The organism is Microvirga tunisiensis, assembly GCF_009296175.1.
Lineage (GTDB): Bacteria > Pseudomonadota > Alphaproteobacteria > Rhizobiales > Beijerinckiaceae > Microvirga > Microvirga tunisiensis.
In genome coordinates this window covers 1-11,304 of the sequence record NZ_VOSK01000214.1, presented here as the reverse complement: position 1 = coordinate 11,304, position 11,304 = coordinate 1, and the positions used below count along the sequence as shown (strand labels likewise).

At 58.2% G+C, this 11,304-nt stretch carries 19 protein-coding genes; 8 read left to right on the top strand and 11 right to left on the bottom strand.

Annotated features, from left to right (window positions below):
- Window positions 1–75: 75 nt before the first annotated feature.
- Entirely contained in the window at window positions 76–408 is a 333-nt protein-coding gene (locus FS320_RS30315) for a Ros/MucR family transcriptional regulator (protein WP_338026201.1), read from the bottom strand.
- Window positions 409–724: 316 nt separating this feature from the next.
- On the opposite strand from FS320_RS30315, the gene FS320_RS30310 reads away from it, so the two are divergent.
- Entirely contained in the window at window positions 725–991 is a 267-nt protein-coding gene (locus FS320_RS30310) for a hypothetical protein (protein WP_152716002.1), read from the top strand.
- Window positions 991–1,254: a LuxR C-terminal-related transcriptional regulator gene (locus FS320_RS50950; RefSeq protein ID WP_152716000.1), complete on the top strand. Its 264-nt coding sequence runs from the start codon at window positions 991–993 to the stop codon at window positions 1,252–1,254. Before FS320_RS30310 ends, FS320_RS50950 begins: the two co-directional genes overlap by 1 nt.
- 256 nt (window positions 1,255–1,510) lie before the next feature.
- Here the strand turns inward: FS320_RS50950 and FS320_RS30300 are convergent, their stop codons facing one another.
- Together FS320_RS30300 and FS320_RS30295 are read right to left on the bottom strand one after the other, a co-directional pair.
- The gene (locus tag FS320_RS30300; protein ID WP_152715998.1) at window positions 1,511–2,275 is read right to left on the bottom strand and encodes a LuxR C-terminal-related transcriptional regulator; all 765 of its coding nucleotides are present in this window, start codon (window positions 2,273–2,275) and stop codon (window positions 1,511–1,513) included.
- A 331-nt stretch (window positions 2,276–2,606) separates the two neighbouring features.
- Complete coding sequence (locus tag FS320_RS30295) at window positions 2,607–3,026, bottom strand: hypothetical protein (protein WP_152715996.1); 420 nt, start codon at window positions 3,024–3,026, stop codon at window positions 2,607–2,609.
- Between the two features lie 359 nt (window positions 3,027–3,385).
- Here FS320_RS30295 and FS320_RS30290 point away from each other — a divergent pair, with 359 nt between their 5' ends.
- Window positions 3,386–3,589 (top strand): hypothetical protein, encoded by a 204-nt coding sequence (locus tag FS320_RS30290; protein ID WP_152715995.1) that lies wholly within the window; start codon window positions 3,386–3,388, stop codon window positions 3,587–3,589.
- Between the two features lie 88 nt (window positions 3,590–3,677).
- Here FS320_RS30290 and FS320_RS30285 read toward each other — a convergent pair whose 3' ends face one another.
- Both FS320_RS30285 and FS320_RS30280 read right to left on the bottom strand, forming a co-directional pair.
- Window positions 3,678–3,905 carry a hypothetical protein gene (locus FS320_RS30285; protein WP_152715993.1) on the bottom strand — a complete coding sequence of 76 codons (228 nt, stop codon included), beginning with the start codon at window positions 3,903–3,905 and terminating at the stop codon, window positions 3,678–3,680.
- 1,027 nt (window positions 3,906–4,932) lie between these two features.
- On the bottom strand, window positions 4,933–5,274 hold the full coding sequence (locus tag FS320_RS30280; RefSeq protein WP_152715992.1) for a cupin domain-containing protein: 342 nt from the start codon (window positions 5,272–5,274) through the stop codon (window positions 4,933–4,935).
- A 249-nt stretch (window positions 5,275–5,523) separates the two neighbouring features.
- Between FS320_RS30280 and FS320_RS30275 the strand changes: the two genes are divergently transcribed.
- On the top strand, window positions 5,524–6,138 hold the full coding sequence (locus FS320_RS30275) for a PRC-barrel domain-containing protein (protein ID WP_152715990.1): 615 nt from the start codon (window positions 5,524–5,526) through the stop codon (window positions 6,136–6,138).
- Window positions 6,139–6,240: 102 nt separating this feature from the next.
- Here the strand turns inward: FS320_RS30275 and FS320_RS30270 are convergent, their stop codons facing one another.
- From FS320_RS30270 to FS320_RS30265, 3 genes are read right to left on the bottom strand one after another with little or no spacing between them, the layout of a single operon-like run.
- Window positions 6,241–6,660: a DUF1236 domain-containing protein gene (locus tag FS320_RS30270; RefSeq protein ID WP_152715988.1), complete on the bottom strand. Its 420-nt coding sequence runs from the start codon at window positions 6,658–6,660 to the stop codon at window positions 6,241–6,243.
- 16 nt (window positions 6,661–6,676) lie between these two features.
- Window positions 6,677–6,847 (bottom strand): hypothetical protein, encoded by a 171-nt coding sequence (locus tag FS320_RS45365; protein WP_153885346.1) that lies wholly within the window; start codon window positions 6,845–6,847, stop codon window positions 6,677–6,679.
- Window positions 6,848–6,884: 37 nt separating this feature from the next.
- The gene (locus FS320_RS30265; protein ID WP_192926362.1) at window positions 6,885–7,271 is read right to left on the bottom strand and encodes a DUF6894 family protein; all 387 of its coding nucleotides are present in this window, start codon (window positions 7,269–7,271) and stop codon (window positions 6,885–6,887) included.
- Between the two features lie 433 nt (window positions 7,272–7,704).
- Here FS320_RS30265 and FS320_RS30260 point away from each other — a divergent pair, with 433 nt between their 5' ends.
- Entirely contained in the window at window positions 7,705–8,061 is a 357-nt protein-coding gene (locus tag FS320_RS30260; RefSeq protein WP_152715985.1) for a hypothetical protein, read from the top strand.
- A 31-nt stretch (window positions 8,062–8,092) separates the two neighbouring features.
- On the opposite strand, the gene FS320_RS30255 is transcribed toward FS320_RS30260, so the two are convergent.
- Entirely contained in the window at window positions 8,093–8,635 is a 543-nt protein-coding gene (locus FS320_RS30255; RefSeq protein WP_152715983.1) for an arsenate reductase ArsC, read from the bottom strand.
- 83 nt (window positions 8,636–8,718) lie between these two features.
- Window positions 8,719–9,177: a YybH family protein gene (locus FS320_RS30250; RefSeq protein WP_152715981.1), complete on the bottom strand. Its 459-nt coding sequence runs from the start codon at window positions 9,175–9,177 to the stop codon at window positions 8,719–8,721.
- A 156-nt stretch (window positions 9,178–9,333) separates the two neighbouring features.
- Here FS320_RS30250 and FS320_RS30245 point away from each other — a divergent pair, with 156 nt between their 5' ends.
- Both FS320_RS30245 and FS320_RS30240 read left to right on the top strand, forming a co-directional pair.
- On the top strand, window positions 9,334–10,041 hold the full coding sequence (locus FS320_RS30245) for a sigma-70 family RNA polymerase sigma factor (RefSeq protein WP_244627489.1): 708 nt from the start codon (window positions 9,334–9,336) through the stop codon (window positions 10,039–10,041).
- Window positions 10,042–10,074: 33 nt separating this feature from the next.
- Window positions 10,075–10,371 (top strand): SWIB/MDM2 domain-containing protein, encoded by a 297-nt coding sequence (locus FS320_RS30240; protein ID WP_152715979.1) that lies wholly within the window; start codon window positions 10,075–10,077, stop codon window positions 10,369–10,371.
- Between the two features lie 64 nt (window positions 10,372–10,435).
- Here the strand turns inward: FS320_RS30240 and FS320_RS30235 are convergent, their stop codons facing one another.
- Window positions 10,436–10,684 carry a hypothetical protein gene (locus FS320_RS30235; RefSeq protein WP_152715977.1) on the bottom strand — a complete coding sequence of 83 codons (249 nt, stop codon included), beginning with the start codon at window positions 10,682–10,684 and terminating at the stop codon, window positions 10,436–10,438.
- 266 nt (window positions 10,685–10,950) lie between these two features.
- Between FS320_RS30235 and FS320_RS30230 the strand changes: the two genes are divergently transcribed.
- Window positions 10,951–11,154 (top strand): hypothetical protein, encoded by a 204-nt coding sequence (locus FS320_RS30230; RefSeq protein ID WP_152715976.1) that lies wholly within the window; start codon window positions 10,951–10,953, stop codon window positions 11,152–11,154.
- Window positions 11,155–11,304 lie beyond the last annotated feature (150 nt).

Below are 11,304 nucleotides of genomic sequence, written 5' to 3'. Positions count from 1 at the left end.
GATCAGCTCATTGCGTGTTGTCATGCTCACCTGCCTCATCATCGCCCCCGCAGCTCGCCAGAGCTCGGGAGCAAATCAGATGAGGCAACGATCCAAAATCAGGGAGCAATTCAGGCGATGCAATGCGCGCTTGAGCAACTTGAATGACTTTCCATCCTCCAAGCAGATGATTGCATCCGGAGTGACGGACTTCCGCACCGAAACCGCAGGCACCAACTCAGCCTTGGGCTCCTCTTTCTGACCCTGCGCAGTCTTGGTCAGGGCGGCATAGACAGAGTTGAGCAGCGACGGTAGGTCGGCGGCGGGAACGGAGTTGTTGCTGACGTAAGCCGAGACGATGTCAGCACAGAGTTCGATGTAGTTCGGAGAGGTAACGCTCTCGCTCATAATGTTCTTGTCCTCGGCCACACGGGAACTGTTTGTGAAGGTGTGTAGAACAGATGCTGCTCTGACAGGATCAGCAGGAACGACCGTGCAGCACAACAGATGCCTGTGATCTTGGCCTCACCTATGCCCCTTGCTTAACTTTGGCAAGATACTTCAACCGGAGCGCTCCGCTGCATTGGATGCTAATGTTCTGCTCACTTGTCGCCTATTTAAGCATCATTATTGCTGAAATATCTTGCTATTCGTATTTTAATTGCTGAATTGTCATGTTTCTAACAGAAGAATGTGCCTTCCTCTGGTAGATCATCATCACCCAAGGTGAGAATAGGGTTGGAATATGACCGTTCAGGCACTGGGTAGAACTTCAAGCACTGAGGCTGAGTCCAGCTACACAGGCCCCTTAGAGCTTCAGCCGCTTATGAAATCCCTTCAGTCTATTCTGAAACAGATCGACGATGAGTATGAGCGCGAGCGCGACCATCTCATGAGGACCTTGCCAGAAGCGAGCGTGAAAGACCGAGCGCTGGCGATGCTCAAATCCCGTTACCTTGAACGGCGGGAGAACTATGTGCGGGAACTTTCGGCTCTGCTTGGGCATCCGTAATGATAGGAACCGTCATTAAGCTGCTTAATGCTGATACTTGTGCCTTTTCTCAGGTGGAAGCTGAGGTCCTGCGGCGTGTCAGCGAAGGGGGCAAAGTGAGTTCGATTGCCTCTGATCTCCGCTTAGCGGAGCCAATCGTGAAGGAGTATATCAGGTCGATCTTGCGGAAGGTCCGGACAAGAGACACCGAGAGAATGACTGGACTGGCAGAAGTAAGGACATTGCTGGAGAAGGGATTATTCAAAGAGGGATGGCACGGGTGAGAGCCGCGAACAGCACCTCCACGATCTCAATCGTGACCCTCGGCACGTCCGTGAGAATGTTTAGGTGAGACCTCGGGCCGTTGCCGCTGCGGTAAACCGCTCACGAAGTTCCTGTCGCAGTGCCTCGGGCTGAGGCTCTCTCAGACTTGGAACGTGAGCCATGGCTCCTGACCGAAGCGCGCCCTCGCAATAACTTCTCATCGCACCAGGAGCGTGAAAGTGAACGCGGACCTGATCTCCTACCGCGATCTTCACCTCAGCCATTCACTGATGCTCCATCTCTTTGCTTCACGCGCTGAGACGCCCAGATGGCTGCTTGGGTGCGATTGGAGGCCCCGATCTTGCGCAGGATAGCTTTGACATGGACCTTGATGGTGGCTTCCGTGATGTCGAGCTTGCGCGCGATGACCTTGTTCGGCTCGCCTTGCGTCAAGCATCCCAGGATTTCCTTTTCTCGCGCCGAGAGTTTGCAAGCATTCAAGTCAGACTGCTTCGGCTCTGTCGTGCTGCCCTGGAGCGGTTGCTCCTGGTTCTGGGAAGCCCCGCCCATGAAAGTGCGCAGGACCTCGAAGGGCAGTAGGGTCTCCCCGAGCATCACCAGTTCAAGCGACTTGATTAGAACCTCGGGGGCACTGCCTGCTAAACAGAAGCCGTTCACGCCTGCCTCATGCCCTGATCGTACAAAGCTGAGGTCGAACTGATCCGCCAGAGCCACGATCCGCGCCTGAGGGAAGTGTTCTCTGGTCTGCCTGATCACCTCAAGCACATGACCGGTGGTCTGATGGGCATCGACGATGACTAGGGCAGGCTTCGAAAGTGCGTGTTGGAGCCCTCTTTGCCCTGTGGCAGACGCTGCCTCGACAAGAGCAAACGACGTTCCCCGGAGGATGTTTTGAAGCCCTGAGCGCAAGAGGAAGTTGTCACAGATCAGGGCCGTTGGGATAGCTGCGGGATGAATGGTGGACGAGGTGTCCGCGTCCGATGAGCGATCATGTACAAGCGTCAGCGTTTGCGCAGTCATCCGTGCCCCCTGCTTAATCTCTTCCGTTAAGAGAAGGTAAACAAGTTACGAGGGTTGCGTCTGTCGGATTCCAGACAATGATCCAGTTAGAACAAGACTCCTAACCGTGGCATGGAGTCACATCTCTGTGAAGACGCACAGTAAGGCCGAGATGTCTTACGAGTGGCGAGTATTGGCTGAGGAACTTCGTAGCAGAAGATACAATGGAACACTCGCGTCAACATCTGCATTCAGTAATGGAGGATCAGCACATACAAGAAAAAGCGCCCGTCGAGGGCGCTTGAGGTTCCGGCTCGTAGGGGCAAATAAGCCGATGGAACTAAAAAGCTGATCAGCCTGCCGCCTGGAGATCGTCCGACACGGCTGACGAGAGGTGCTTCTGGAGTTCGGCAATCAGCATCACGTAGGGCTGACGGCGCTCACGGTGCCTTCGCTGAAGGTTCTCTACAATCTGCATCTTCAGCATCAGATCGGTTCTGCTGCGCTCCACGCGCTGTATCTCGTGCTGGTGCTCAAAGTCGAGATTCGATAGGGTGCGCGATGTGCTCTGCCACAGACCATGCAAATCGAAGCTTCGGTTCGTGCCGATGATCAGGCGGTTCAGCGTAGAAGAGACATGCTGCTGGTTCTGCATTGCGGCCCCCGATGGGCCGTGCTGAGCCGCACCCTTATTCAGGTGCTTAAGCTCAGCACGGCCCATTTTCAAGAAACGTTCATCCCTAAACTGTCTTATTTCAGCAGACATGGTCATGCTTCGAATTTCGGCCACCTCTGCATGAGAATGCAGGTGAGCGTCGGGCTGTGCTGACCAAATGTTTGCTGAAGGCGCGACGGGAAATACTGGAAAGACACGCCTTGTGTCTGTATGAAACCCGACAATCACGATCACTCTTTCGTATAAGCCACCTTGCCGCAGAGGGATTACCTCACCCCTGAAGTTGATCGTAAGACAATAGCTTTGCTGTTCTAACCTTCTTAATTGATCAAGATCAAGGCACGAATTGATGACCTGTGAAATCTTCGCTCGCTAAAACTTTCAGAGTAATCAGGATTGCTGTGCGTCGGCTTGCGACGCGATGGCAATCCTGCCCTGGCTTTGAGGAAGAGCCCATGCAGCCTACATTCCAGATCGGTCAGCTTGTCCGTCTTCAGTCGCCCCATGGTCAGGGAGAGAGTCGGACCTATTGTGTCACCCGGATTCTTCCCGCCCGAGATGAACACACCTCTGCTTACCTCATCAAGACCATGACCGGAGCCGAGCGGGTGGTGAAGCCACAGGACATCAAAGCCGCTTCCGCCAACGCAGTGCCATAAGCGACCTGCCACTGGTTGGATGGAGGAGTAGGTCTAACTGCCCGCGCGCGCTCTTCTCGCCTGATTGTGTAGCGCCATCCTCACACCGTTAGTGGTGATCGGCGTCGGAGGGTTGATCAGCGAGCCTCTTGATCTCGAACACCACTGCCGTGACAAAGGCAGAGAGCAGAAGAAAGCCCAGAACGGTCGCAAAGGTGCCTTCTTGGACTCCGGGGTTCATCCCGATCAGCGGGATCAACAGCAAAGCCGGAATGCCAAGGGTGATGGCCGCAAGGATGTAGATGGGGTTTGCTGGCTCCTTAGTCGGCTGACTCATCTGAGCCCTGCGCGCTGCTCTCTCGTGCGTCCAGACCTTCACACGTCCCGCGACATTCCTCATCCGATCCGATGCAGTCTGAAGACGTGGGCTCCACACCCGGATCGCTCGTTGAACTGTACCTTCAGGAGCACTGCGGGATGAGCTTTGACCATCCTCACGGCTGTCCGACTGGAGGTCATGGGCCATAGGGTGATGCTGAGTTGATCCTCGCCTCTCTTTGAGTTGCATTTCTGCCTCTTCGCTGGGCCGGGGCAGATCGCTTGCAATGCCCTGATTGGGCTCTGTTGGAGCAAGTCCATCCGTTAATGCGACCGGCTTCACTGGTTGCTCGACCTCGTCTCTGATCCTGCTGTGTGGGCCTTGCCGATCCGGCTCGTTCTGATTGCCTTCGGCGACCAAGCTGCCGTCTCTGGCGAGAGTATCGCCCCGTTCGGACGGGAGGCTGGAGACAGTGTTCCCGTCTGGACCTTCCATTATCCCGTTGGGTATCTCAGCGCTCACGGAGTCCAGAACCGTGTCTGCCTTGCGCTTCGCAGCGGCGCGCGGCTTACGGGTGGAGGATTTTGGCGGATGCGCACCAGCCTCGTCATCCTGCCGTCTGAGGTCATCACGTTGGCTCGGGCGCTTCGGGGCTTTGCTCATCATGAGATCAAGAGCAGATACCTTGGCTTTTTGATGACAGTGATGCTGAGGCTCCATGCACAAAGAGCGTCTGGAGTGATGCTTGGTGCCTCAAAGGCAAGATTCCACCGACAATGCGTTCGCTGACAGCGATCCTTGCTATCGAACTGTGAAGTCACACATGGGAACTCTGATCCCGCACCGCTGTTGGCCTGACACGCCCCGTCACCAGAGAGGTCGGTCCGATGATCTGTCCATTCTGCAAGCAAGAGGTCGATGAACCCTGCCACAATACCGTTGAGATGCAACGGCGGGCTCGCGATCACATTGAGCGGTGCAATAAGGCTCTCAAAAGCGTGAAAGGAGTCAAGTACAGCTAACCGTGGCGGTTGGCGCAGTGACGCTAAGACTGCTCGCGGCCATGTACCTGAGCAGGAGGAGCGGTCGCTTCGACTGCGGTGAACGTCTCCAGAATACGATAGGTATGCTCAGACCCGGCGGGCACCACCCAGGAGTCTCCCGGCTCCAGCCGTACGGTCTGCCCCGCGATCTCCAGTTCAGCCCGTCCGGAGATGACGTAGCCAACCACCTCGTACTCGTGCTTATGCGAGGGCTTGTCCTGGGTCGGTTCCTCATCCCGCCACAGCCGCATGGAGACCCGTTTGCCTGATGCGAGGTAGACCTCGCCCTGGTCGCCAGTCGGTGAGTAGGCACTGCTCACCTTTGTCACGGTCGTGTCGGTCATCTCACGCTCCTAATTCAGCCTGCGAAGGATTACGGCAGTGATCAACATCGAGGCTGACGGGTTGCAACAAAACCCCGTCTGAGGACGGGGATTAGAGTTTCAGGAGAAATCATGCGGTGTAAGGCAATGTCGCCCCACCTGGGTCAGTTCCTGCCGCTGAAGAAAGAAAGTTGAGCCGAACGAAGGGGCTTGGCCTCCCGTTGTTATGGTATGCGCCGCGTGGCGCAAGAACGACTGATGGAGGAACACATGTTTGCGAAGCATCTTGCGTTAGCTCTACTTGGTACAACTCTGATTGCCGCCCCGGCTCTGGCCCAAACCAGCCCGCCCGCAGGCTCGGCCACGGCTCCTCCTGCCGGTTCAACGGCAGCCCCCGCGCAGATGAACGCGGGCAACTGGATGACCCAGGAGCAGCCCGGACAATGGCGGGCCTCCAAGCTCGAAGGCTTGGATGTCTATAACCAGAACAACGAGAAGATCGGCGACATCAGCGAACTGCTCGTGGACAGCAGCGGCAAAATCCAAGCCGTGGTCGTGGGCGTCGGCGGCTTCCTGGGGATCGGCGAGCGTGACGTGGCCATTCCCTTCGACCAGGTCAAACTCGTGAACGAGCCACGGGCTGTGGCCACCGCGACCACCACGGATGGCACGGCGGCCACCACTCCGAATGCCCCGGCCACTCCACGGGCCACCGCAACGGCTCCGGGGGCGGCCAGCCCAACTGCGCCAACCACCACCGGCACGGTCGCCACAGACCGGACCGCTGATACGGCTGCCCGTTCGGCTCCGGATCATGCGATGCTGACAACGAACATGACCAAGGATCAGCTAAAGGCGGCTCCCGAGTTCAAATACGCTCGGTAGGTATGAATCTAACAAGAAGGGGCCTCATGGCCCCTTCGGCATTTTGCTGCTGTCTCGGAGGCGCAGAGAGCCGTGTTCTCCGATGCCTATTTGACGAGACGCTTAGTTGATGATCTCCACAATCCGACCGGTGCGCGGATCAACCAACACGGCTCGGTCATTTACAATGGTGTAGCGGTAGGGATTGCGGAGACCGACACTGGCCGGGAGTGGGGCAAGGCGTGCGCGAGGTGGCACGGGCTGACCCACTGTCACCGGTTCAGCAATTTGGATAGAGGGGCTTCGTTGCGCAGCCACATACGTGCGGACCCGTCGCGCCTCCTCGGCACTGAGAACCCCGCCTGTGGCTGCCCCGGCGACTCCGCCGACAGCAGCCCCGACTGGACCACCCACCACCGCGCCGATGACAGCACCGCCCGCAGCCCCGGTCGCGAACCCTGCTCCAGGGTCCGTCTGGCAAGCCCCAAGGGGAAGAGCCAGAACACTAAAAGCCAGCGCAGACTTGAGAACATGAGCATTCATGGAGCTTCCTTTCGGCTCACTTGGAGTCAAGGTCTCGATCCGGTGCCGGAATATCGCTGTCGCCATAGCCTCGCCGCCCGTGCAGCTTGCCTTTCGGAGTCGGCGCGGGGCGCTCTTCCAGCATCCGCACGGCCTTCCAGACCGAGTTGACAACTCTCTGGATCGGACTCAGCGGCGTCTTGCTCATGATAAGCTCGCCTTCTCCACGATGGTGGCACTGACAATTAGCCTGCCCCACTTTGGCTGGTCAGCTTCGCGTCAGAGATTTCTGAAAACGCGACCGTCAGGACATGTTGATTGGCACGGTCCCTGATCTCAAAATGCCAGTCATGCCGATCCTCGCCCTTCTGATCACCTTCCGTGATCATGGCGCGAGCTTTGGCGAGTGCGTCCTTTCGGGCGATCTGGAGGCTAGGATACGTCTCTCCTTCCGGGTCTTCAATGATGCCGATCTGCGTCCTGATATTGAAGTAGTATAGAGCCGGTTCCGTCTCGTACTTGGGTGTGAGATGTGGCTCGTGAGAGGAATGCCCGGAGCGTGGCGCACCGCCCTCATTGTCCCACCGTCTGAGGTCGTCACGCTGGCTCGGTCGTTTCGGAGCCTTGCTCATGCTGAGATTAGACGACCGAGCGCAGGCTTTTTGATGTCAGTCGAAACTCAGATAATCTGAGTTGTTGCAAGGCCCTTGCCGCATCCTCAGCACCAACGCGACGCTTGTTCTCGGGCATGTCCAAGCTGAAAACGAACATACCCTTGCTGTCGAGGACGACGTATACTTCCATGAAGTTAGGAGGGCATGATGTTCAGGAGAATTAAGTCTTACATTTCTTTCGAGAACGAAGCGCTCGTTGTTGCTGGTCTGGCATTCTTGTTTTGCGGGGCTGTGATCTTGGGCTTCATGTAATGCTCTCCCAAACCTTGATCGCGGTGCTCCTGATCGCCGCTATTGTTGTGATCTACGTGCTCGCGATCAAGTCTGGGTCGTGAGAAAGCTCTGATAGGGGCGATGGAGCCTCACAGAAACGCTGACCTGGAGGTGGCTCATGGCTTACCTGATGTTGCAGTATGACCGTCCAACCGACACCCGGAACTGGAACAACTACAACCGGCACGTTCACGACTGGATCGCCCAGCTTCTGAAGATGCCTGGAGCCGTGTCCTTCATGGCCTATCGCGCCGCTCCTCAGAACAGCCCTGATACGTTCACCCTGCTGGAGTTCCACACTATGGAGGAGGCGCGGCAAGCCGTACTGTCAGAACCGATGAAGCATGTTCTCGACGAGTTGCGCGCCTTTGGCGCGATGGCCAAGGTGCTGCCGGTTGAGCGCTCGCCGTTCACGCCCGAGCCCATCCTGGCGGAAATCCAGCATTCAGCAAGCGACCCAGCCACACCAGTTTGACGTTGTTGCCTTTGTGCTGCTCGGCCTCACCCTACCGCTGATGCAGGTCAATTCCATTCGATGGAGTCATGCCTGCTTCCTCCAAATGGCCAATGGCCTGAAGCCGAGTGCCCATCGTGAACCGATCAAGGCTGACCAGCGGCAGGTGGAGGAACGTGCCAATCCGGCTCTTCAGGAACTCGAAGGCGCGAAGGAAGGCTTGTTCCTTGTTCGCGTCAGAACCTCCAACAGCGGCTGGGTCCTCGATGCTCCAATGCGCGATGGAAGGGTGTCCTGGCCACACCGGACAGACTTCACCAGCCGCGCTGTCGCAGACGGTGAGCACGAAGTCCATCACAGGCGCTCCCGGAGCCACGAACTCGTCCCAGCTTTTCGAGCGATATCCGTCTGTCGGATAGCCGTGGTCGCCCAGCACTTTCAGCGCCAGCGGATTGACCATGCCTTTCGGCTGGCTGCCTGCCGAGTAGGCTGCGAAGCGGCCCTGCCCGTCCCTGCGCAGGATGCCTTCGGCCAGGATTGAGCGGGCTGAGTTGCCGGTGCAGAGAAACAGGACATTGTAGGTTCGTTCGGTCATGGGCGCCCTCCCCGTGCCAGTCATTGCACCTCAGCCTCGTGCTCTGAAGCACCAAGCTCCTCCAGTCGGCGGCGTTGTCTCTTCTACAAAGCAGGCGGATGCTCCCGCTTGGTGCCGAAGGAGCGTGAGGGAGTGCCAGGGAACAGCGACACGTGGGTGTGCTGGGCGATCCATTCCTCGCCGATGACCTGCCGCCCGAGCACCACCGTCGCTCGTCCGGGCCGATCAAACGCTTTGCCGCCTTCGGTGTAGCCAGTGGACTCGAACACCGCCATGCCCACTGCCGTGAGCCGGTCACCAGAGATGATGGTGCGCAGATCATCCAACCGCCAGCGGAACTGGTCGATATGGCCCCAGACTTGACGCCACTGCTCGTGTTCGGTGGCCTCGCGCCCCATCGTGAACGCTGTGAAGGAGCCAAAGGTGATGATGTCGTCGGCGAAGAGCGGGCGCGAGCCCGCGAAATCCACCGTCTGGACGCAGAGTTGGAGCTTCTGGAACCAGCGGCGGATCAGGGCAACATCGTCATCGTGTTCAGCCATGACAGCCTCCGCAGACTGAGGCTAGGTGACAGGCATGGTGCGCTTGCCCCCGCAGAGCGTCAAGCCGCCCGCAGGCTCTACTGTCTTCCCTGAATTAGCTGGCTGACGGGCAACCGTAGGTGTATGGTGAAGCTGTAGCCAAGGTGGAGCACGGCCATGACCCAAGCCGCTCGCCGACACAGCCATCGCGCTCCCAAAGCGACCAATCACAGTCGGTCTGCACGACGCAAGCAGGCACGGCTCCGTCACATCCATCCGCTCTCGCACATTGAGCACCTCGCGCTGGTTGAGGAAGCCCGCGCGGGTCGCCGCTCGCAATACATGCGCGACCAGCTTGCCGCCTTTCTGCCCCACCTGCGAGCCTTTGCGCTGCATCTGACCCGCGATCCGGTCCGGAGTGACGATCTCGTGCAGAGTACCCTCCTGCGGGCGTGGACGAACCTGGATCATTTCCAGCACGGCACCAACCTGGAGGCGTGGCTGTTCACGATCCTGCGCAACGGCTTCTACTCGGAGCATCGTAAGTACAGACAGGAGGTCGAAGACCCGGACAGCGGCTTCGCCAGACGCCTGATGGTTCAGCCCGAGCAGGAATCCAGGCTGATGTTGCAAGACCTTCGAAAGGCGCTGGCGCACCTGTCGCCAGAACAGCATCAGGCCCTCCTCTTGGTAGCGGAGCAAGGCAAGTCCTACGAGGATGCGGCGGCCCTGTGTGGTGTCGCGGTGGGCACGCTTAAAAGCCGGGTCAACCGGGCTCGCACGCAGCTTGCCGAGATGTTGCAGATGGAAAACCGGCACGATCTTGGTCCGGATCGGCTGATGCAAGCCGCCCTCCAACACTCGAAGGTCGTGGCCGCCATCTAAATCCGTTCTCGGTTCCACCCAGAGGGGGATTACATGCCGCCTTCAACACCGGAGAAACCCGAGCCGGGAAAGGCAGACCCGAGCGAAGGCAACAAGGAAACTTCGGCTTTCCTCAAGCCGTCACAGCCCTCGCCGGAATTGGCGGCCATTGTGGGCTCGGCTCCCCTGCCGCGCCCGGAGGTGGTGAGCAGGGTGTGGGAGTACACCAAGAAGCACAAGCTCCAGAACCCGCAGAACAAGCGCGAGATCATGGCCGACGAGAAGCTTCAGGCGGTGTTCGGAGGCAAGCACAAGCTCAGCATGTTCGAGATGAACAAGCACCTCGCCTAGCACCTCAAGTGAAATGCGGTCAACGGCAACCTATGCAAGCTGGGATAGCGAACCGGAAGGTGCGTTATCGCTGAGCCGCTTCTCTCAAGGCGGCGGCGTGCAGATGCTCGCGGAGCGCTGCGTGGCGCAGGTAACGGCCTGCGCAGCGAAGACGTGCAGCCTGCTCCACTCGCTTCTGATCAAGCAAGCGCTCGACCTTACGCTCCAGCCTCGCAACAGCATGCTCGCGACACTCAGCCCAGTGCTCAAGGACCTGAGCCTGCTGGAGGAGGTCTGGCTGATGGCAGAGTTCGATCATCTGCACACCACACATGATGCTTTCCGAAGAGAAGCAATCTCGCAGAACATCACGTCGGAACCGAGGTTGCCGAGACTTTTGTCTCCTGAATGGGAGTGCCGCAGGAGGTCCGGATTTTAGCGAAGCTGTTTACATGGGTTACAAAAAGTGGGAACGTCGCCGCCACATGGTGGTCAAGCATCTCTGCGGCTGTGAGCCCTTGTAGAAGCTCCAATAGCTTTCGGCCATCATGGGTTCAGTCCGAGCACGAGTACCGGTGAGGTTTCGAGGCGAGGTGTCCCATGACGCACAAGTTCCAGGTTGGACAGACGGTTCTTCCAGCCCATCCCAGGGGAGCCAATCCCGGCACCTACGTGATCATCCAGGTATTGCCCAAGACCTCGCACGAGCGCCAGTACCGGATCAAATCGCTTTCAAGTGCATCTGAGTGCATCGTCGGCGAGACACAGATCAAGGCGATGGAGACCGAGCCAAGTCTCCGGTGAAGCTCCCACCCCAGGAAGGGGTGGAGCTATGGCGGAAACTGGGTGATGACGGTGTGAGAAGGGCGGCGTATCGAGGCGGGTGTCGAGCCTGCCAGAACCTCTTCGAGAGAGCGATACGCCATGAACGAGACTACCAACATTGTCCGCTTT